At 57.5% G+C, this 19,735-nt stretch carries 19 protein-coding genes; 9 read left to right on the top strand and 10 right to left on the bottom strand.

Features of this window, described 5'->3' with window-relative positions:
• Position 1 precedes the first annotated feature (1 nt).
• From O1723_RS11185 to O1723_RS11165, 5 genes are read left to right on the top strand one after another with little or no spacing between them, the layout of a single operon-like run.
• Positions 2 to 724 carry a DUF1365 domain-containing protein gene (locus O1723_RS11185; protein WP_014883746.1) on the top strand — a complete coding sequence of 241 codons (723 nt, stop codon included), beginning with the start codon at positions 2 to 4 and terminating at the stop codon, positions 722 to 724.
• Entirely contained in the window at positions 721 to 1,941 is a 1,221-nt protein-coding gene (locus O1723_RS11180; RefSeq protein WP_014883747.1) for an SAM-dependent methyltransferase, read from the top strand. Before O1723_RS11185 ends, O1723_RS11180 begins: the two co-directional genes overlap by 4 nt.
• The gene (locus tag O1723_RS11175; protein WP_014883748.1) at positions 1,938 to 2,423 is read left to right on the top strand and encodes a DUF2878 domain-containing protein; all 486 of its coding nucleotides are present in this window, start codon (positions 1,938 to 1,940) and stop codon (positions 2,421 to 2,423) included. The genes O1723_RS11180 and O1723_RS11175 overlap by 4 nt, the downstream gene beginning before the upstream one ends.
• Positions 2,420 to 2,944 carry a hypothetical protein gene (locus O1723_RS11170; RefSeq protein ID WP_014883749.1) on the top strand — a complete coding sequence of 175 codons (525 nt, stop codon included), beginning with the start codon at positions 2,420 to 2,422 and terminating at the stop codon, positions 2,942 to 2,944. The genes O1723_RS11175 and O1723_RS11170 overlap by 4 nt, the downstream gene beginning before the upstream one ends.
• On the top strand, positions 2,941 to 3,468 hold the full coding sequence (locus O1723_RS11165; protein ID WP_014883750.1) for a DUF3833 domain-containing protein: 528 nt from the start codon (positions 2,941 to 2,943) through the stop codon (positions 3,466 to 3,468). The genes O1723_RS11170 and O1723_RS11165 overlap by 4 nt, the downstream gene beginning before the upstream one ends.
• 2 nt (positions 3,469 to 3,470) lie before the next feature.
• On the opposite strand, the gene O1723_RS11160 is transcribed toward O1723_RS11165, so the two are convergent.
• Positions 3,471 to 3,929: a DMT family transporter gene (locus O1723_RS11160; protein ID WP_014883751.1), complete on the bottom strand. Its 459-nt coding sequence runs from the start codon at positions 3,927 to 3,929 to the stop codon at positions 3,471 to 3,473.
• 3 nt (positions 3,930 to 3,932) lie between these two features.
• Positions 3,933 to 4,367 carry a DMT family transporter gene (locus tag O1723_RS11155; protein WP_014883752.1) on the bottom strand — a complete coding sequence of 145 codons (435 nt, stop codon included), beginning with the start codon at positions 4,365 to 4,367 and terminating at the stop codon, positions 3,933 to 3,935.
• 95 nt (positions 4,368 to 4,462) lie between these two features.
• On the opposite strand from O1723_RS11155, the gene O1723_RS11150 reads away from it, so the two are divergent.
• Positions 4,463 to 5,395 (top strand): LysR family transcriptional regulator, encoded by a 933-nt coding sequence (locus O1723_RS11150; RefSeq protein WP_014883753.1) that lies wholly within the window; start codon positions 4,463 to 4,465, stop codon positions 5,393 to 5,395.
• A gap of 4 nt (positions 5,396 to 5,399) precedes the next feature.
• Here the strand turns inward: O1723_RS11150 and O1723_RS11145 are convergent, their stop codons facing one another.
• Together O1723_RS11145 and O1723_RS11140 are read right to left on the bottom strand one after the other, a co-directional pair.
• A complete protein-coding gene (locus tag O1723_RS11145; RefSeq protein ID WP_014883754.1) occupies positions 5,400 to 6,428 on the bottom strand; it encodes a methionine synthase in 1,029 nt (342 codons plus the stop codon).
• 23 nt (positions 6,429 to 6,451) lie between these two features.
• On the bottom strand, positions 6,452 to 7,426 hold the full coding sequence (locus tag O1723_RS11140) for a DUF1852 domain-containing protein (RefSeq protein ID WP_014883755.1): 975 nt from the start codon (positions 7,424 to 7,426) through the stop codon (positions 6,452 to 6,454).
• Between the two features lie 299 nt (positions 7,427 to 7,725).
• Between O1723_RS11140 and O1723_RS11135 the strand changes: the two genes are divergently transcribed.
• Positions 7,726 to 8,265 carry a DUF2058 domain-containing protein gene (locus tag O1723_RS11135; protein ID WP_023337252.1) on the top strand — a complete coding sequence of 180 codons (540 nt, stop codon included), beginning with the start codon at positions 7,726 to 7,728 and terminating at the stop codon, positions 8,263 to 8,265.
• Positions 8,266 to 8,272: 7 nt separating this feature from the next.
• Here the strand turns inward: O1723_RS11135 and O1723_RS11130 are convergent, their stop codons facing one another.
• A complete protein-coding gene (locus tag O1723_RS11130; RefSeq protein WP_014883757.1) occupies positions 8,273 to 8,959 on the bottom strand; it encodes an RluA family pseudouridine synthase in 687 nt (228 codons plus the stop codon).
• Between the two features lie 89 nt (positions 8,960 to 9,048).
• Positions 9,049 to 9,654: an FMN-dependent NADH-azoreductase gene (gene azoR / locus O1723_RS11125; RefSeq protein ID WP_248190554.1), complete on the bottom strand. Its 606-nt coding sequence runs from the start codon at positions 9,652 to 9,654 to the stop codon at positions 9,049 to 9,051.
• Between the two features lie 205 nt (positions 9,655 to 9,859).
• On the opposite strand from azoR, the gene hrpA reads away from it, so the two are divergent.
• Positions 9,860 to 13,762, top strand: a complete 3,903-nt coding sequence (gene hrpA / locus O1723_RS11120; protein WP_023337253.1) for an ATP-dependent RNA helicase HrpA — start codon at positions 9,860 to 9,862, stop codon at positions 13,760 to 13,762.
• Between the two features lie 70 nt (positions 13,763 to 13,832).
• On the opposite strand, the gene O1723_RS11115 is transcribed toward hrpA, so the two are convergent.
• The 4 genes from O1723_RS11115 to O1723_RS11100 form a co-directional block, all read right to left on the bottom strand.
• Positions 13,833 to 14,492: an O-methyltransferase gene (locus O1723_RS11115; protein WP_014883759.1), complete on the bottom strand. Its 660-nt coding sequence runs from the start codon at positions 14,490 to 14,492 to the stop codon at positions 13,833 to 13,835.
• 102 nt (positions 14,493 to 14,594) lie between these two features.
• The gene (locus O1723_RS11110; protein ID WP_014883760.1) at positions 14,595 to 15,974 is read right to left on the bottom strand and encodes an efflux transporter outer membrane subunit; all 1,380 of its coding nucleotides are present in this window, start codon (positions 15,972 to 15,974) and stop codon (positions 14,595 to 14,597) included.
• The gene (locus tag O1723_RS11105; RefSeq protein WP_023330366.1) at positions 15,971 to 17,053 is read right to left on the bottom strand and encodes an HlyD family secretion protein; all 1,083 of its coding nucleotides are present in this window, start codon (positions 17,051 to 17,053) and stop codon (positions 15,971 to 15,973) included. Before O1723_RS11105 ends, O1723_RS11110 begins: the two co-directional genes overlap by 4 nt.
• 22 nt (positions 17,054 to 17,075) lie before the next feature.
• A complete protein-coding gene (locus O1723_RS11100) occupies positions 17,076 to 18,728 on the bottom strand; it encodes an MFS transporter (protein WP_023337255.1) in 1,653 nt (550 codons plus the stop codon).
• Positions 18,729 to 18,931: 203 nt separating this feature from the next.
• Between O1723_RS11100 and O1723_RS11095 the strand changes: the two genes are divergently transcribed.
• Positions 18,932 to 19,726, top strand: a complete 795-nt coding sequence (locus O1723_RS11095; protein ID WP_023337256.1) for a YdcF family protein — start codon at positions 18,932 to 18,934, stop codon at positions 19,724 to 19,726.
• The last annotated feature ends 9 nt before the right edge of the window (positions 19,727 to 19,735 follow it).

Raw genomic sequence — 19,735 nt, 5'->3', positions numbered from 1 at the left:
GATGAACAGCTGCCTCTATCACGGCGTATTACGCCACCGCCGCCTCCAGCCGAAAACCCACGAATTTCGCTACAGCGTCTTTATGGCCTGGCTGGATCTGGATGAACTGCCACTGCTGGCTGACGTCGGCGTACGGCGCAATCGCTTCGCCGCCGCCGCGTTTTATGACACGGACTATCCGCTGGGTACGCCGCTCAAAGAGAACGTCCTCAACACGCTGGAGGGGCTCACCGGAGAACGTCCCGGCGGACGAGTCATGCTCCTGACGCAGCTGCGCTATTTCGGGTTTCATTTCAATCCGGTCAACTTTTACTACTGCTATGACGAGAAGGGGACGTTGGGCTGGGTGCTGGCGGAGGTCCGCAACACGCCGTGGAACGAGCGGCATTACTATGCCGTCAACGGACAGGACGCGCAGCCGACGGAAAAAGCGTTTCACGTTTCCCCCTTCAACCCAATGGACATGATCTACCACTGGCGCTTCAACAACCCGGATAACACGTTGCATATGCACATTGAAAATCATCAGGACGCGAAGGTGTTTGACGCCACGCTGGCGCTACGCCGGGAGCCTCTGACGCGTCCGGCACTGCGTGCGTTACTGCTGCGCATTCCACTGATGACCCTGAAAACCGTTTTCGCTATTTACTGGCAGGCGCTGAGGCTGTGGCTCAAGCGCGTGCCGCTGCATAACCATCCCGTCAGCAGGAGTGAACGCTCATGACCGATCCCGTCTTTGCGCTAGAACCCGATATCCCGCGCAACGTCCGCATTGCGCGTTGGCTGCTTTTCCGTCTGTTAAGCGGTATTCGTGGCGGCTCGCTCACGCTGCGTGAAGGGGCACAGACATTCCATTTTGGCGAGACATCCTCCGCGCTGCACGCCGACATTCAGATCCTCGCGCCCGGCGTCTACTGGCGCGTCTTAACGGGCGGGAGCCTTGCCGCCGCAGAAGCCTGGATGGATGGCGAATGGGAAACCACGCAACTCACGCCGCTTCTGGAAATCCTGGCCCTTAATGGCGAGGTGCTTGGCCGTCTGGAGAAAGGGTTCCGGCTGCTCGGTAGACCGCTGGAGCGGCTGCGCCACTGGACGCGGCGCAATTCCCGGGCCCAGGCGCGTGAAAATATTGCCGCGCATTACGACCTGGGCAATACCTTTTATTCACATTTTCTGGATAAGGAGCTGCTTTACTCCAGCGCGCTGTTTACTGCGGATGAGCAGGATCTCACGGCGGCGCAGCAGGCCAAAATGGCGCGTCTGTGCGAACAGCTGGCGCTGTGTGAGTCCGATCACCTGCTGGAAATCGGTACCGGCTGGGGGGCGATGGCGGAATACGCGGCACGTCACTACGGCTGTCGGGTAACCACCACCACGCTGTCGCAGGAGCAGTATATCTGGGCAACCGAGCGGATCGCCCGCGCCGGGTTGCAGGACCGCGTTGAGGTTCTGCTTTGTGATTATCGCGACCTCACCGGGCAGTACGACAAGCTGGTCTCGATAGAGATGATTGAAGCCGTCGGGCAACGCTATCTGCCCGTGTTCTTCCGAACCTGTCAGGCGCGGCTGCGCCCGGGTGGCCGGATGGCGATTCAGGCCATTACCATTCAGGACCAGCGCTACCGCGACTACAGCAAAAGCGTCGATTTTATCCAGCGCTACATTTTCCCCGGCGGCTTCCTGCCGAGCATCACAGCGATGAATGAGCTGATGACGCGCCATACCGATTTTGTGGTCCGTAACCTCTTTGACATGGGGCCAGACTATGCCCGCACGCTGGCCCACTGGCGGCAGCGCTTTGTTCATGCCTGGCAGGAGATTGAAAAGCTCGGCTTCGACGAACGGTTCCGCCGTATGTGGCTGTACTACTTTGGCTACTGCGAAGCCGGGTTTAACGCCCGCACCATCAGCGTGGTGCAACTGACCGCCGAACGCGTATGAGACGTTATCTTCAGGTCTTTCTGCTGGCCGTCGGGTTCGATCTTTACTGGGCGCTGGTGGTGATCTTTCGTGAGCAGGGCCTGATTATCTGGCTTGCGCTGGCGGTGCTCGCCTGCCTGTTTTTGCCGCCGGTATACCGCCTTTACGCCATCGGTCTGGCTGCAGCGGGCAGCGTACTGGATGCGCTCTGGGCGTTGACGGGGCTGATTGCCTTCACCGGCGAGTCCCTGATGCCGCTATGGATGGTGGCATTGTGGCTGATGTTCGCCACCGTCTGGACACAGCTTGCTCGCACGACCACGTTACCCGGCTGGCTGCTGACGCTGCTGGCCGCCGTGGGAGGGCCGGTGGCGTACCTGATTGGCGAGCGGCTGGGTGCTATCACTTTTCAGGAGCCGACCTTTATCGTCGTCAGCTGGATGGTGCCGGGCTGGCTGGTATTAATGTTGTTTTTCCACCTGCTGATGGGGAGACAAAAATGAGAGCAGCGGTTTTCCTCCTTTGGCTGACGATGGTGATCCCTGCGGCCCACGCCGCCGACTGGCTGGCCTGGCGTAAGGTGGGTGACGCCACGCTCACCTGGGGCCCGTTTACGGTTTATACCTCCCAGCTGCGCACGCCGGACGGTCGCTACCGCGCGGCGGATCAGGATCAGGCGTTGATTATCACCTACGCGCGCGACATTGAACGTGATGAACTGGTGGAGGCCACGCGCGATCAGTGGCAGGCGCAGGGGATTTTGCAGCGGGAGCCGCAAAGCGAAGGCTGGTTACAGATGCTTCGTTCGCTGTGGCCGGATGTCCGGCCGGGCTCACAGCTGGCGTTTGTCCTCGATGATAAGCAGGGACAGTTCTGGTACCGCGCGTCAGCAACGCAGAAAAGCTTTATTCCACTTGGCCCGCGCCAGTCAGAAGCATTCAGCACGCGCTTTCTGGCCATCTGGCTCGATCCCCGCACGCAATATCCTGAACTGCGTCAGCAGTTACTTGGAGGACAAAAATGAAACGTTTCCTGATGATGGTGCTGGCATTGACCATGCTGCTGGCAGGCTGTAGCACAGAGGTGGCCGAGTATCGCCAGCAGCAGCCACGGCTTGATATCTTCGACTACTTCCAGGGGAAAACCGAAGCGTGGGGCATGGTGCAGGATCGCAGCGGTAAACAGATCCGCCGCTTTCACGTGGAGATTGCCGGGGATGTTATCGGCGATACGCTGACGCTCAATGAGCACTTCGTGTATGACGATGGCGAGAAGCAACAGCGGGTATGGCACATCCGCAGGCTGGGGAACGATCGCTACGAGGGAACGGCGGGGGATATCGAAGGGGTCGCTACGGGGCAGGCGGCAGGTAACGCCTTTAACTGGCATTACAGCATGAAAGTGAAAGCCAACGGCAGTAGCTGGCTACTGAAGTTTGACGACTGGATGTACCTGCAGGATGAGACCCATCTGTTTAATAAAACCGAGATGAAGAAATTTGGCGTCACCGTCGCCACGGTGACGCTGTTCTTCACCCGGAAGACGTGAGTCTAGTCGCGGGTGCTGTAGATTTTGCTGCTCGAGTAGATGAAATACAGTGCAATCCCAAGGCAGATAACCGCGCCCAGACGGCTCGGCGAAAAGGGAATAGCGGGATTACCCAACCAGCCAAAGTTATCTATCAACATGCTCATGGTGAGCTGGCCGAATATCACCGCCACCGTGGCGACGGCGGTGCCGATGCGCTGTACGGCAAGCACCATAATCACGATATAGGGCACGCCAAACATCGCGCCGAGGAGCTGCCATTTGGGTACGTCCAGCAGCGTGACCGCATGCTTAGGCTCAAAGAAAAATATGAGCAGGGCGGTCACCAGTGCGCCGACGGAAAAGGTCAGAAACGCGCTTTTGAATACCCCCACGCTGCTGCCGAGCTGTCCGTTAATCGCGGCCTGAATGCTCAGCGTAGCGCCGCCGCAAACGGCGAGAAGAATCATAATCAGTGTCATACGTTACCCCTGTGCGACCAGAACCAGTGCTGCAATGATGAACCCCAGTGCAATAATGCGCTTCGCATTTATCTTTCTGTGCGGCGAGCCCAGCAGACCGTAGTGGTCAATGATCAGGCTTTTAAAGACCTGACCGGCCAAAATCCCAATCATGGTCATTGCGATGCCGATGGCGGGTGTCGCAACGGTCAGGATGACCACGTACACCGGGCCGAGCACGCCGCCGAGCAACTGCCAGCCGGGCTGGGCAAAAAACGAGGGGCTGTTACGCGGGCTAAAAAACAGCATCAGTAAAAACGTCAGTGCGGCACCGACCCCAAAAATGCTGAACGTGGCCCATAAGTCGCCCACTTCGCCCCCCAGTGGCCCCAGTAATCCCGCCTCAATGGAGAGACCCATCCCTCCGGCTATCACCAGTAAAATCAACACAAACTGCATAACGCTTCCTCCGTTTTAAGGCGAAGAAGATTACGTCGGTCGTCCAGTGAGAAAAATGCCATAATGCAGGAAACACCTTTGCAGGAAATGCATTAATGTTCGATGCCAGTAATATCAACGTCCGCGCGCTGCTGATCTTTATTGAGGTCTATGAAGCGCAGAATTTCTCCATCGTCGCGCGGCGGCAGGGGATATCAGCCTCACAGATATCGCGCGTTATTCACCAGCTTGAGGATGCCCTCGGTCAGCAGCTGTTCTACCGCAATACGCGCGCAGTGATCCCCACCGAAAGTGGTCATCTGTTTATCCGCTATGCCCGGGCGATGGTCGAAAACGTCGAAGAGGCGCGGCGTGAGCTGGATGAACGTTCGTCGGAACCATCCGGCACAATCCGCATTAATGGGCCGGTATTTTTTGGGCAGAGGCATGTTGCGCCAGGCCTGGCGGAGCTGACCGAGCGTTATCCGCGGTTAAACATTGAGCTCACACTGACCGATGACTTTATCGACCCGCACCGGGATGCGGCCGATCTTATCTTTCGCATTGGCATGTTGACGGACTCGACGTTCCACGCCCGCATTTTTGGTCAGCAGCGTTACCACCTTGCCGCGTCGCCCGCGTATCTGCGCAAACACGGTGTGCCGGACGATCCGGCCACGCTGAGCGATCATCAATGTCTGGTCTATCGCGGTTCGTCCGGGCCTAACCGCTGGCTGGTGCGTCGCGAGGGGGAGAACTGGATACACTATCCGGTGGTGGCGCGGATGACATCCAATAATGCGGAGTCGTTGCTCACTGCCGCGCTGGGCGGGATGGGGATCGTCCTGTTTCCGGACTGGCTGATTGGCGACAGGCTCCAGCGGGGAGAGCTTGTCGCACTTCTGCCGGAAATGGCGTGTGCGATCAACACGGAGCCGCTGAACATTGCGGCGATCTATCCACATGCACGTCATCCGCCCCTGAACGTCAGGGCGGTGATTGATTATTACGTCGAACGCTTTGGTACGCCGCCGTACTGGCAAACGTAAAGGATTACGCGCCGAGCTCTTTGCGGATAATCTCTGCGCCTGCGCTGAGGGCTCTCAGCTTACCGTTTGCGACGTGACGGGAAAGGGGGGCCATGCCGCAGTTGGTCGAAGGGTAAAGCTTGTCGGCATCGACAAACTGCAGCGCTTTACGCAGGGTATCGGCGACTTCCTCCGGCGTTTCAACGGTGTTCGTTGCCACATCAATCGCGCCAACCATCACTTTTTTACCGCGGATCAGCGCCAGCAGATCCATCGGCACGCGGGAGTTGTGGCACTCCAGAGAGATAATGTCGATGTTCGAGGTCTGCAGCTTAGGGAAAGCCTCTTCGTACTGGCGCCACTCAGAGCCGAGCGTTTTTTTCCAGTCGGTATTGGCTTTGATGCCGTAGCCATAGCAGATATGGACCGCAGTTTCGCACTTCAGCCCTTCAATGGCGCGTTCCAGCGCGGCGATGCCCCAGTCGTTGACCTCGTCAAAAAAGACGTTAAATGCCGGTTCGTCGAACTGGATAATATCCACGCCTGCAGCCTCTAGCTCCCGCGCTTCCTGATTGAGGATTTTGGCGAATTCCCAGGCCAGCTTTTCGCGGCTTTTATAGTGCGCGTCGTAAAGGGTGTCGATCATGGTCATCGGTCCGGGGAGGGCCCATTTGATCGGCTTATCCGTGAGCTGGCGCAGGTACTTTGCATCGTCGACGAATACCGGTTTCTGACGTGCCACAGCAGAAACCACGGTCGGCACGCTGGCGTCATAACGGTTACGAATGCGTACCGTCTGGCGGTTTTCAAAATCCACGCCGCTCAGGTGTTCGATAAAGGTGGTGACGAAGTGCTGGCGGGTCTGTTCGCCGTCGCTGACAATGTCGATTCCCGCACGGATCTGCTCATCCAGTGACAAACGCAGCGCATCCTGTTTTCCTGCCAGTAATTCCTGATCCTCTAATTTCCACGGAGACCACAGCGTTTCAGGTTGTGCAAGCCAGGTCGGCTTAGGCAGGCTGCCAGCCGTAGACGTCGGGAGCAATGTTTTCATAATAAAAGACCTATTTTGATGAATTAAAGCGTGTAGTTATCAGACCACTGCTCAAGAATGTGTTTATAAGGCTTAATAAAGTATTCTTCGGTGAATCGACCCTGTTCAATCGCCAGACGGCTTCGTTCTTCACGGTCATAAACAATTTTGGTGAATGAGTGATCCTGCTGGTTCAGATCCGGTCGGAAGCACAGTCCCGCCGACGAGTTGGCGTTATAAATTTCTGGGCGATAGATTTTCTGAAACGTTTCCATCGTGCTGATGGTGGCGATCAGTTCAAGATTGCTGTAATCGTTCAGCAAATCACCGGTATAAAAGAACGCAAAAGGCGCCACGCTGTTTTCTGGCATGAAATAGCGCACCTTCAGGCCCATTTTGGCAAAGTACAGTTCCGTTAATGACTCGCCATCCGGCTGATACTCAATGCCAAGTACAGGATGCTGGTTGCCGGTGCGGCGGTAGGTGTCTTTGCTGGAAACGCTGAGGCAGATCACCGGTCCTTTTCTGAAGTTCTCTTTGTATTCCGGCGAACTCACAAAATGGCGGAATATGTTGCCGTGCAATTCACCAAACTTTTCCGGAACGCTGAAGTGCTGTTGGTTCTTGTTATGTTCCAGCAGCAGAACGCTGAAATCATAATCCCGCACGTAAGACGAAAAGTTATTGCCGACAATTCCCGGGATACGCAGGTTGTTTTTCTTGTCGACGATGGTGGTTTGCAATATCTCAATGGCCGGGAACGGCTTATCCGCACCAATGTTCAGATCGACGGAGATAATTTCAAGCTCAACCGCGTAGCGATCGGCGTTGGGGTTATCCCAGCGCGCCAGTGCGTTGAAGCGGTTATTGATCATCACCAGGGTATTGCGCAGGTTTTCCTGACGCTTTTCTCCGCGCGCCAGGTTGGCAAAGTTGGTGGTGGTACGCGTATTTTCTGACGGGTTGTAATTCTCATCGAAGCAACTGCGCTTAAGGGTATAGGTGAAAGCTTTGCTCATTGTCGTTATGCATCCTAAGTTCATGTTGCTAAGAAGTTACCGATGCATAATTTATGCCTGACCCCGCGGCGCAGGGGAAGTGACTTAATTTCACTGCAACATGAGCGAAGTTCATGAAGCGTGATACTCGCCTGTCGCTGCCTTCTTGCCGGGTGGCGCTGCGCTTACCCGGCCTACGGTTCAGCGTCGTATATGTGCTTTGCCGTTGCCGTTAACCCGCTGTAGAGGATTGGCATTTTTTTATTTCTGTTCAATTCCCGCTATAATCCCCAAAATTTCCAACCGGTTTAGAAACGATCATGACAAAACTCACCTTACAAGAGCAGATGCTGAAAGCGGGCCTCGTTAGCAGCAAGAAAGCGGCGAAAGTGCAGCGTACGGCAAAGAAATCACGCGTTCAGGCTCGTGAGGCGCGCGAAGCAGTGGAAGAGAATAAAAAAGCGCAGATCGAGCGTGACAAGCAGCTCAGCGAACAGCAGAAGCAGGCCGTGCTTGCAAAAGAGTTTAAAGCACAGGTGAAGCAGCTGATTGAGATGAACCGCATCACCGTGGCGAAAGGCAATATCACCTTTAACTTCACTGACGGTAATCTGATCAAAAAACTCGACGTCGACAAGCAAACCCAGACTCAGCTGATCAACGGCCGTCTGGCGATTGCCCGTCTGGTGATTAATGCCAACGGCGACTGTGAATACGCGATTATCCCGGCAGTCGTGGCCGATAAAATTGCCCAGCGTGATGCCGACTGCATTGTGTTAAACAGCGCGCTCAGTCAGGAAGAGCAGGATGAAGACGATCCCTACGCGGACTTCAAAATCCCTGACGATTTGATGTGGTAAACCGCCGTCAGAATGGGGCGGTGTGACGGGCAGTAACCGGCTCGCCGCTCACCGGATGAATAAAATTCAGCTCGCAGGCATGCAGCATCAGCCGGGGCGTGATTTCCGCCCCCGGCGCGTCAAGACCGCCATACAGATCGCAGCCCAGAATCGGGTGCCCCATCTGCTGGCAATGAATACGCAGCTGATGGGTTCGCCCGGTTTCCGGGGTAAGCGTCACCCGCGTTAACGGCACTCCCGTTCCCTGATAAAAACGTTCCACCACCCGATAGCGGGAGCGGGCGGGTTTACCGTTAATGGCGCAGATTGACATCAGCGGGAACAGCGCCGGATCTTTGGCAATCGGGGCATCTATCACGCCCTCATCGTTTTCCAGATGTCCGCAAAGCAGGGCGCTGTAAACTTTCTCCACGCTGCGCTGGCTGAACTGCTGGCAGAGCGCCGCATTGATCGCTTTATTACGCGCAATCACCATCAGCCCGGACGTGCCGAAATCGAGACGATGTACCAGCGTGCAGCCCGGGAAAGTCTGAACCAGACGATAATGGACAGAATCAAGGTTTTGCGGATTTTTCCCCGAGAGGCTGAGCAGACCGGAAGGCTTATTGATCAGCAGCAGATGTTCATCCTGCCAGAGGATCTCGATGTCGTCATGACACGGTGGGGCAATAAAAGAATCAATAATCGCAGACATCAGGCCGCCCGGCTGGAGAGTGGGAGCGGATGATAACGAAATGTGGAGAAAAGAAAAACCCTCCCACCGGGCGGTGAGAGGGGGAAATCTTAGGCGGCAACCAGGTTGTCGATCGCGGCTTTCGCGTCGGTCTGCGCTTTCGTCGCCACTTCAGGACCGTAAGCGATGCCTTCCGCGAACACGAAGTTCACGTCAGTGATGCCGATGAAGCCCAGGAACAGGCTCAGGTACGGCGCAACCAGGTCGGTTGGGGTGTCTTTATGGATACCGCCGCGGCTGGTCAGTACGATCGCACGCTTGCCTTTCACCAGACCTTCAGGGCCGTTTTCAGTGTAACGGAAGGTTACGCCAGCACGCGCCACCAGGTCGAAGTAGTTCTTCAGCTGAGTAGGGATGTTGAAGTTGTACATTGGGGCGTTAATCACGATAACGTCGTGCGCCTGCAGCTCAGCAATCAGTTCGTCGGACAGGGCCAGGGCTTCCTGCTGACGCGGGCTCAGCGGAGCATCGCTCGGACGCAGCGCGCCAACCAGTTCACCGTCCAGCACAGGAATAGGGTTTGCCGCCAGGTCGCGCACGGTGATTTCGTCAGCGGAATGCTGTTCACGCCATTGTTCAACGAAATAATCAGACAGCTGACCAGACTGAGAGTACCCTGCCAGAATACTGGATTTCAACACTAATACTTTGCTCATGGGTGATTCCTGTTTTTGCATTTGATTGAAGGGGGTTGCCCCGTTGCTTGTTGACACTCTATTCACAATCCTGCCACAGAGATAGCGCAATATATCGAAGCCTATGTTCGAATTTTTTGAATAAGGCGCAGAAAGCGTCAATGTGGTACTCTATAGCAATCATTAAAAAGAGATTTTACCCGGCAGAGCACTGCCCATTAACGTTATGACAGAACACCAAAAAATCACCTTCCCGATGCTCTTGCAAAGGCTTGATGCCCTGATGCTGCGCGATAAACAGCGGTTTGCGCGTCGTCTGCACGGTGTGAAGAAGGTTAAAAATCCTGATGCACAACAGGCCATTTATCAGGAGATGGCGAAAGAGATTGAACAGGCAGCAGGGAAAGTTGTGCTGCGCGAAGCTGCACGTCCGGCAATTACCTACCCGGAAAACCTGCCTGTCAGTCAGAAAAAACAGGACATCCTGGAAGCCGTGCGCGACCACCAGGTGGTAATTGTCGCAGGGGAAACCGGTTCGGGGAAAACCACCCAGTTGCCGAAAATCTGCATGGAGCTGGGGCGCGGGGTGAAAGGTCTGATTGGCCACACCCAGCCGCGTCGTCTGGCGGCGCGTACCGTGGCGAACCGTATTGCCGAAGAGCTGCAAACCGAGCCGGGCGGCTGCATCGGTTACAAGGTGCGATTCAGCGACCACGTCAGCGATAACACCATGGTCAAGCTGATGACTGACGGTATCCTGCTGGCGGAAATCCAGCAGGATCGCCTGCTGATGCAGTACGACACCATCATCATCGACGAAGCACACGAGCGCAGCCTGAACATTGACTTCCTGCTCGGTTACCTGAAAGAACTGCTGCCGCGTCGTCCGGATCTGAAAATCATCATCACCTCCGCGACCATCGACCCGGAGCGCTTCTCGAAGCATTTCAACAATGCGCCGATAATTGAAGTGTCAGGACGCACGTACCCGGTGGAAGTGCGCTATCGCCCGATTGTCGAAGAGGCGGATGATACCGAGCGCGACCAGCTCCAGGCCATCTTCGACGCTGTCGACGAACTGGGCAACGAAAGTGCGGGCGACATTCTGATCTTTATGAGCGGCGAGCGCGAAATTCGCGATACCGCCGATGCGCTCAGCAAGCGCGATCTGCGTCATACGGAGATCCTGCCCCTGTACGCGCGCCTGTCGAACAGCGAGCAGAACCGCGTGTTCCAGCCGCACGGCGGACGCCGCATTGTGCTGGCGACCAACGTGGCGGAAACCTCGCTGACCGTACCGGGGATCAAATACGTAATCGACCCGGGCACAGCGCGTATCAGCCGCTACAGCTACCGCACCAAGGTGCAACGCCTGCCAATAGAGCCGGTTTCTCAGGCGTCGGCCAACCAGCGTAAAGGCCGCTGCGGTCGTGTGTCGGAAGGGATCTGTATTCGTCTCTATTCCGAAGACGATTTCCTGTCGCGCCCGGAGTTTACCGACCCGGAAATTCTGCGCACCAACCTGGCGTCCGTTATCCTGCAGATGACCGCCCTGGGGCTGGGCGACATCGCGGCGTTCCCGTTCGTGGAAGCGCCGGACAAACGCAACATTCAGGATGGTGTCCGTCTGCTGGAAGAGTTGGGGGCCATTACCACCGACGAGCAGGCGACGGTCTATAAACTGACGCCGTTGGGTCGTCAGCTTAGCCAGTTGCCGGTCGACCCGCGTCTGGCGCGCATGGTGCTGGAAGCCCAGAAGCACGGCTGCGTGCGCGAGGCGATGATTATCACCTCTGCGCTCTCCATTCAGGATCCGCGCGAGCGTCCGATGGATAAACAGCAGGCGTCAGATGAAAAACACCGTCGCTTCCACGACAAAGAGTCCGATTTCCTCGCCTTCGTGAACCTGTGGAACTATCTCGGCGAGCAGCAGAAAGCGCTCTCCTCGAACCAGTTCCGCCGCCAGTGCCGCGTGGATTTCCTCAACTACCTGCGCGTGCGCGAGTGGCAGGATATCTACACCCAGCTGCGCCAGGTGGTGAAAGAGCTGGGCATTCCGGTGAACAGTGAGCCTGCGGAGTACCGTGAAATTCATATCGCGCTGCTGACCGGCCTGCTCTCCCACATTGGGATGAAGGACGCAGAGAAGCAGGAATATACCGGCGCGCGCAATGCCCGTTTCTCCATCTTCCCCGGTTCCGGCTTATTCAAGAAGCCGCCGAAGTGGACCATGGTGGCCGAGCTGGTGGAAACCAGCCGCCTGTGGGGACGCATTGCCGCGCGGATCGACCCGGAATGGGTTGAGCCAGTCGCGCAGCATCTGCTGAAACGCTCATACAGTGAACCACACTGGGAGCGTGCGCAGGGGGCAGTGATGGCGACCGAGAAGGTTACCGTTTATGGCCTGCCGGTGGTGGCCGCGCGTAAGGTCAACTACAGCCAGATTGACCCGGCGCTCAGCCGCGAGCTGTTTATCCGCCACGCGCTGGTGGAGGGCGACTGGCAGACGCGCCATGCGTTCTTCCGCGAAAACCTGAAGCTGCGCGCCGAGGTGGAAGAGCTTGAGCATAAATCCCGCCGTCGCGACATCCTGGTAGATGACGAGGCGCTGTTCGAATTTTACGATCAGCGCATCAGTCACGATGTGATTTCCGCCCGCCACTTTGACAGCTGGTGGAAGAAGGCCAGTAAAGAGACGCCGGACCTGCTCAATTTTGAAAAGAGCATGTTGATTAAAGAGGGGGCGGAGTCGGTCAGCAAGCTCGACTACCCGAACTTCTGGCATCAGGGCAATCTCAAGCTGCGTCTGACCTATCAGTTTGAACCGGGGGCCGATGCGGACGGCGTGACCGTCCACATTCCGCTGCCGCTGTTAAACCAGGTCGACGAGAGCGGGTTTGAATGGCAGATCCCCGGCCTGCGCCGCGAGCTGGTCATTGCGCTGATTAAATCGCTGCCGAAACCGATGCGGCGTAATTTTGTGCCTGCGCCGAACTACGCGGAAGCGTTTTTGGGCCGCGTCACGCCGCTGGAGCTGCCGCTGCTGGACGCGCTGGAGCGAGAATTCCGCCGCATGACAGGCACCACCATTGACCGCGAAGACTGGAACTGGGAACAGGTACCCGATCACCTGAAAATCAGCTTCCGCGTGGTGGATGATAAAAACAAAAAGCTGCTGGAAGGGCGTTCCCTGAGCGAGCTAAAAGAGGCGCTGAAGGGGAAAGTCCAGGAGACGCTCTCTGCGGTGGCGGACGACGGTATCGAGCAGAGCGGGCTGCATATCTGGAGTTTTGGTCAGCTTCCGGAAAGCTACGAGCAAAAACGCGGTAACTATAAGGTGAAAGCCTGGCCAGCGCTGGTGGACGAGCGCGACAGCGTGGCGATCAAGCTGTTTGATAACCCGCAGGAACAGCAGCAGATGATGTGGCGCGGGCTGCGTCGCCTGCTGCTGCTGAACATTCCGTCGCCGATTAAATATCTGCACGAGAAGTTGCCGAACAAGGCCAAGCTGGGTCTGTACTTTAACCCGTACGGCAAAGTGCTGGATCTAATTGACGACTGCATCTCCTGCGGCGTGGACAAACTGATCCACGAGGCGGGCGGTCCGGTCTGGACGGAAGAGGGCTTTGCTCAGCTTCATGAAAAGGTCCGCGCGGAGCTCAACGACACCGTGGTGGAGATTGCCAAACAGGTCGAGCAGATCCTCACCGCCGTGTTCAACATCAACAAGCGCCTGAAGGGGCGCGTGGATATGACCATGGCGCTGGGGCTGTCGGACGTGAAGGCGCAGATGGCGGGGCTGGTGTATCGTGGCTTTGTCACCGGCAACGGCTTCAACCGTCTCGGCGATACGCTGCGCTATCTGCAGGCAATTGAAAAACGTCTGGAGAAAATGGCCATCGACCCGCACCGCGATCGCGCGCAGATGTTGAAAGTGGAAAGCGTGCAGCAGGCGTGGCAGCAGTGGCTGAACAAGCTGCTGCCGGCGCGCCGCGACGATGAAGACGTGCAGGCGATCCGCTGGATGATCGAGGAGCTACGCGTCAGCTTCTTTGCCCAGCAGCTCGGTACGCCGTATCCGATTTCGGATAAGCGTATTTTGCAGGCGATGGAGCAGATCTCTGGCTAAAAGCCTTGCCCGATTTTCTCCCTCTCCCTGTGGGAGAGGGTCGGGGTGAGGGCATCAGCCCGCACAATTTTCACCCGTTCACAATCGCCAGCGTAAACCCATCCCATCCCTTAACCCCCACCGTTTGCAGCGCGGTGGCGGTTAAGCGCGGGTTATCTCCAGTCATCTCGATAAAACGCCGCACGCCCTGCACGCGCGCGTCGTCGCTTTGCCCGTTAACGACTTCACCCTCGCGCACCACGTTATCGCCGATAATTACCGTACCGGGACGGGAATAGTGCAACGCCCACTCCAGATAGCCGGGATTGTTCGGCTTATCGGCATCAATAAAGATCAGGTCGAACGGCGGAACGTCACCAAAATTTTCGAGCGAGCTCAGCGCCGGGCCTTCAATCAGTTCAATGCGATCGTTCAGCCCCGCGAGGTGAATATTCTGACGCGCAACGTCGGCATGACTCGGGTCGGCCTCCAGCGTGATCAGCTTTCCGTCAGGCGGCAGGGCGCGCGCCATCCAGATTGAGCTATAGGCACCCAGCGTCCCGATCTCGAGAATGCGTCTTGCCTGCGTCATGCGCACGAACAGCGCCAGCAGCTGCCCCTGGTTGGCCGCCACGTCGTGTTCGGGCAGCCCGGCGTGCTTGTTGTTTTCCAGTACCTGACTGAGTACGTCATCGTTAGGGATCAGCGAAGAAATCATGAAATTATCTACTGCAGACCACTGTTGTTGCATAGATTGACTCCTTGGGAAGGATTGCCGGGTGGCGGCTACGCCTTACCCGGCCTACGGGTGCGAAATCCAGGACCGGTAAGCGACGCGCCACCGGGCAGGATTTCAGGCACTGCCCCAGCCGCCGCCCAGCGCCCTGTATAAATCAATCTGCGCCAGCAGCAGGTTATTTTTCACCTGCACGACGCTGGTCTGGACCGAGAACAGCGTGCGCTGCGCGTCCAGCACGTCCAGATAGGAAGAATAGCCGTTGCGATAGCGATTCTGCGCAATGCGCAGCGTCTCCTGCGCCACAGCCTGCTGGGCGAGTAGCTCCGTCAGCTGTTCCTGATAGCGCGTAATGGCATCAAGGCTGTTGTTCACTTCCGCAAACGCGTTACGCACGGTTTTTTCATAGGCGTACAGCGCCTGGTTACGCTGAGACTGGGAAATATCCACCTGCGCATTCAGCGCCTGGCGGTTCAGCAGCGGGGCAAGAATACTGCCCCCGGCGCTCCAGAGCTGAAGCGGATTGTCCAGCAGGCCAGAAAGGGTGCGATCCTGAATCGATCCGGTGGCGGTCAGGTTGATCGATGGCAGCAGGCTGGCGCGAGACGCGGCAAGGGAGGCATCCGCCGCCACCAGCTGGCGTTCAGCCTGAACGATATCCGGCCGACGGTTCAGAAGCGTGGAAGGCAGCTGCGACGGCAGCTTCAGCGGCGTTAGCCTTGCAAAGCTTTCGCTGCGCGCTACCGCGCCGGGATTGCTTCCCAGCAGCAGGCTAAGCGCATTTTCCTGCTGCGCAATCTGATGCTGTAACACGGGCACCTGCGCCCGCGTTGAACGTAATTCGGAGTCAGACTGCATCAGCTCCAGGCGCGAACTGTAGCCGGTTTCAAACTGACGTTTCGCGAGGTTAAACGCCTCCTCGCGGGACTTCAGCGTGGATTCGGTCACGCGCAGCTGTTCGTCAAGTGAGAGCAGGGTGACGTACCCGGAAGCCACGGACGAGGCGACAGTCAAATCCGCGGCGGCAGCGGCGGCTTTTTGCGCCTCCAGCGACGCCTGAGCGGCATTCGCCGTGCTGCGGTTGACGCCCCAGATATCAACGTCGTAGCTCGCCGTCAGGCTGCCTCTGTACACCGTACCGTAGACGGGCAACCCGGTCGCAGCGGATTGCGAACGGGCGCGCGTCCCCGTGACGCCCGCGTCAAGCGAGGGAAACAGGCTGCCGTCGGCCGCAAAGACCCGCGCCTGATACTCGTTTATCCGTTCGCGGGCGATCAACACGTCACTGTTATTCTTAAGCGCCTGGCCCACATAGCGGTTCAGGTGGTTGTCATGAAAGTTACGCCACCAGAGCTGTTCCGTCGGGCTGGCTGGCCCCGAGGTGGCCCGCCATTGCGCAGGAATGTGCAGCGTGGGCTGCGCCGGTTTGACGTCGACGGACTGGCATCCGGCCAGCATCACCGCCACGACCAGTCCGGCTATCGGACGCAGGATCATGGTTTCGCCTCCCGCGTATCAATTGTTACCTGCACCGACATGCCCGGACGCAGCAGGGCGGATTCCTCTGGCTTACCGAGTACCTCAATGCGCACCGGAATTCGCTGGGCAATTTTGACAAAGTTACCGGTGGCGTTATCCGGCGTGATCGCGCTGAATTCCACGCCGGTTGCGGGAGAGATGCTCTCCACGCGGCCCTGATACGCTTTGTCGTTCAGGGCATCGACGGTGAATTTCACCGGCTGACCGACGCGCAGCTCCGCGAGCTGGGTCTCTTTGATATTGGCAATAACCCAGTGCTGGGGGGGCACAAGGGTGGTGAGATGGGTCCCGGCGGTCACATACGCCCCGAGACGCACGGCAATCTGCCCCAGCTGGCCATCACGCGGGGCCACAATGCGGGTGTTTTGCAGATCGATCTGCGCCAGCTCCAGCGCCGCTTTGGCGTTCTCAACGTCCGCCTCCAGCGCCCCGCGATTGACAATCACCGTCTGCAGATCCTGACGCGACATCTCAAGCGTTGCTTTCGCCTGGTCGATATCGGCGCTGCCCTGAGCCGCGCTTGCCAGGGCGGCATCGCGTTCGCGAACGGAAAGTGACCCATCCGCCGTCAGATCCTTCACGCGCTTCAAATCCGCCTGGGTTTTCAGGCTCTGGGCGCGGGCATTTTTCAGCGCGGCTTCATTTTTGGCAATCGTCGCTTCGGCGCTTTTACGCTGCTGCAGGTTATTATTCAGGGCGGCAATTTTCATCGCCAGCTGCGCCTCGGCCTGATGCACCCGCTGACGGTAGATGCGGTCATCAATCTGCAGCAGCAGATCGCCTTTTTTGACCTGCACAAAGTCCTGAACCTTCACCTCTGTGATATAGCCATTCACCTGCGGGCTGATAAACGTCGTTTGTCCCCGCACGTAGGCATTGTCGGTAAACTGCACGTGTCGGGTAAAGGGGGGTAACTGCCAGGCGTAAAGGATCACCAGCACGCCGACAAGACCGATGGCAGCGGCGGTGAAAACGGAAACAATGCGCACATTTTTGCGGGTGTTGGCCTGCTCTTTGGCGGCATCCTGCTGACTCATAAATTCTCCAGAACTCTTTCAATTACTTGTTGCCGGTGGCGTTCTTCAGCGCCATACGGGCAGTGATGCGCAGACGCAGCAAGCGCCATAAAATCCAGACCAGCGTGGCGGCAGCGATGCTTGCCGTCAGAAGATAAGTATCGTTGTAAGCCAGAATGTTTGCCTCAAGGGCGGTGACGCTTTGTAGTTGGGTAATTGCCTGAGTCCCCAACAGCGAACTGTCACCGATCAGGCTTTTATACATCTGGGTATAAAGCTGAATGCGCTCGTTGACCAGCGGGTTGAGCGTGGTGAGCTGGTCTGCCAGCAGGCTGGAGTGGTACTTCTCACGCCAGGTCTGGAAAGTACCGAGGATCGCCGACCCGAGCAGACCGCCGAGATTCTGGCTCATGCCAAACATGACCGAGAAGCTGACCAGATTACGCGGGTCGGCGATCACTCCGCCAATGGCGGCCAGCATGGCCGGGGCGAGGAAGAAGGCGCTGCCGAAGCCCAGCAGGAACTGGCTGACCATCAGCTGGTCCGGGCGGGTCAGGTTATTGGACTGGCTGTCCAGCAGCGAAGCAATGATCATCAGCGCCAGGGAGGTGATAATCGGCCACGCCAGTTTTGTGGGCTTGATGGTGAGACAGCTGGTGACGATCCCGCAGACGATCCCGGCGAAAATGGACCACGCCAGATGGGTCATCTGCTCATTCTGTAATCCCACATACTGTAACCAGCCAATCACCCCGGTATTTTGCTCCGCCAGCACGATGCGGATCAGCAGCATAATCAGTCCCAGACGGACGATGCTGCCGCTCGACAGCCAGCGGGTATTCAGCAGTGGGTTAGTGCGGTTATGTTCAAAGACGATGGCGGACACAATCAGCACCAGCGATAACGCCAGCGACCAGCCGATCCACGGCGCTTCAAACCACCAGTCCAGACGTCCCAGCGACAGCACCGCGCACAGCAAGGCCATGCCCGGCGCCAGCAGAAAGAAGGTGACAAAGTCTTTCTTCTCAAAGACCTTGCGTCGGTCGCCCGGCGGCAGCTTCAGTGCGATCACGCAGGCCAGGGAGATCAGCGCCAGCCCCAGTTCAAAGAAATACAATCCGCGCCACTCGTCCAGCTGGAGCAGTTCAGTCGAAAACAGCCGCGCCAGCGGAATGGCGAGTGACGAGCCGGTAATGCCGATGGTCAGCGCCTTCAGGCGATGTTTCGCCGGCCAGGCCTGGATCTGGTAGTAAATCCCCAGCGAGCTGAGCGCGGCGGCCACCATCCCGTGCGCGGCGCGCACCATCAGCGCTGAGCTGAGATCGTTAACAAACAGATGGAAAAAGGTGACCAGCACATACAGCACCAGAAACCCTTCGGTGAAGGCGCGCAGACCGTACTGCTGGCGGAATTTGACCAGCAGCAGGTTGATGGAGATGTTGGTCATCACATAGACCGCGGGCAGCCAGGCGATTTCCGTTGACCAGGCGCCGAAGGTGCCCTGCAGGTTTTGCAGATTGGCGGTCACCACCGCATTACCCAGCGCCCCCGTCAGGCACACCAGCAGGCCCACGACGCCGTAGGCAATCCGTTTGGGCGTGCTGTGTTCAGGTGTGGAAGGCGACCCCAGCAGAGCGGGTTTCTCATGTGGCTGCCACTCGCGAGGAGCATAAGGATCGCGTTCGGGCAGGCGCATAACGTTGTTTACCTTAGAAATAATGGAAAAATGTGTCGACTGGCGATTCTACGTCTGCCGCAAATGATAATTCAAGTGAATATGATTTACGCATGTTAATCAAATGTTGAGAGGGCTTTTAAGGAAAAAGAGCGGCACAGCACCCCCGTTGTGTTGATAAGTCGAAGTCGCTACCCTGAGGTAACACTGAGGAGGAGTTCACCATGGTTCAGCCCCATTTCCCCGTCCTGCCGGACGCTACGCTTACGGCCATCAATACTGTCGGTGAATGGCTGGCGCAGGACGATCTCCGCGGCACGTCTCAAACCCCGGATGTTGATGGGGTGATTCTGGCAGGAAACGCGGTGATCACGACCATTGAAGCAGCCTGCCGAATTGCCGCAGAAAAGCAGGTTCCGCTGCTGATTAGCGGCGGTATCGGCCACTCGACAACGTTTTTGTATGATGCGATCCGTCACCACCCCCGTTATCACCCACTGCCGGTGTCCGGGCGGGCGGAAGCAAGCATTCTTGCCGACATTGCGCGGGAGTTCTGGCAGATCCCCGAGTCGCGCCTGTGGGTTGAAGATCGCTCCACTAACTGCGGAGAAAACGCCCGATTTAGCTGGAACATGCTGAAACAGCACCAGCGAACAAGCGGACGAATGCTGGTGGTTCAGGATCCGACGATGCAGCGCCGTACGATGGCGACATTCGCCCGCGTTTGCCGCGATGAGCCCGTTTCTCCGCAGTGGATTAGTCACCCGGGAATGACGCCAATACTGCAAAACGGCAAAAACGGCGTGGTATTTAGCGAGGGTAACGCAGGGCTGTGGGCCGTTGAGCGTTACCTTTCGCTGGTGATGGGGGAACTGCCGCGTCTGTATGACGATGAGAACGGCTATGGCCCGGCCGGGCGGGATTTTATCGCGCACGTCGAATTCCCTGAGGCTGTCACCGAAGCCTGGAAACAGCTTCAGCAGGATCCGGTCCTGAAGGTGGCGCGTAAAATCATCTGAGCACGGGGC

This window comes from Enterobacter cloacae complex sp. HYC080_NIDB (assembly GCF_056673325.1).
Note: the sequence above shows the minus strand (reverse complement) of the source record. Positions and strands in the feature narration are given on the sequence as shown.

Coding starts and splice junctions, on each gene's coding strand:
- O1723_RS11185 (WP_014883746.1), top strand. CDS start 2: ATGAACAGCTGCCTCTATCACGGCGTATTACGCCACCGCCGCCTCCAG.
- O1723_RS11180 (WP_014883747.1), top strand. CDS start 721: ATGACCGATCCCGTCTTTGCGCTAGAACCCGATATCCCGCGCAACGTC.
- O1723_RS11175 (WP_014883748.1), top strand. CDS start 1,938: ATGAGACGTTATCTTCAGGTCTTTCTGCTGGCCGTCGGGTTCGATCTT.
- O1723_RS11170 (WP_014883749.1), top strand. CDS start 2,420: ATGAGAGCAGCGGTTTTCCTCCTTTGGCTGACGATGGTGATCCCTGCG.
- O1723_RS11165 (WP_014883750.1), top strand. CDS start 2,941: ATGAAACGTTTCCTGATGATGGTGCTGGCATTGACCATGCTGCTGGCA.
- O1723_RS11160 (WP_014883751.1), bottom strand. CDS start 3,929: ATGACACTGATTATGATTCTTCTCGCCGTTTGCGGCGGCGCTACGCTG.
- O1723_RS11155 (WP_014883752.1), bottom strand. CDS start 4,367: ATGCAGTTTGTGTTGATTTTACTGGTGATAGCCGGAGGGATGGGTCTC.
- O1723_RS11150 (WP_014883753.1), top strand. CDS start 4,463: ATGTTCGATGCCAGTAATATCAACGTCCGCGCGCTGCTGATCTTTATT.
- O1723_RS11145 (WP_014883754.1), bottom strand. CDS start 6,428: ATGAAAACATTGCTCCCGACGTCTACGGCTGGCAGCCTGCCTAAGCCG.
- O1723_RS11140 (WP_014883755.1), bottom strand. CDS start 7,426: ATGAGCAAAGCTTTCACCTATACCCTTAAGCGCAGTTGCTTCGATGAG.
- O1723_RS11135 (WP_023337252.1), top strand. CDS start 7,726: ATGACAAAACTCACCTTACAAGAGCAGATGCTGAAAGCGGGCCTCGTT.
- O1723_RS11130 (WP_014883757.1), bottom strand. CDS start 8,959: ATGTCTGCGATTATTGATTCTTTTATTGCCCCACCGTGTCATGACGAC.
- azoR (WP_248190554.1), bottom strand. CDS start 9,654: ATGAGCAAAGTATTAGTGTTGAAATCCAGTATTCTGGCAGGGTACTCT.
- hrpA (WP_023337253.1), top strand. CDS start 9,860: ATGACAGAACACCAAAAAATCACCTTCCCGATGCTCTTGCAAAGGCTT.
- O1723_RS11115 (WP_014883759.1), bottom strand. CDS start 14,492: ATGCAACAACAGTGGTCTGCAGTAGATAATTTCATGATTTCTTCGCTG.
- O1723_RS11110 (WP_014883760.1), bottom strand. CDS start 15,974: ATGATCCTGCGTCCGATAGCCGGACTGGTCGTGGCGGTGATGCTGGCC.
- O1723_RS11105 (WP_023330366.1), bottom strand. CDS start 17,053: ATGAGTCAGCAGGATGCCGCCAAAGAGCAGGCCAACACCCGCAAAAAT.
- O1723_RS11100 (WP_023337255.1), bottom strand. CDS start 18,728: ATGCGCCTGCCCGAACGCGATCCTTATGCTCCTCGCGAGTGGCAGCCA.
- O1723_RS11095 (WP_023337256.1), top strand. CDS start 18,932: ATGGTTCAGCCCCATTTCCCCGTCCTGCCGGACGCTACGCTTACGGCC.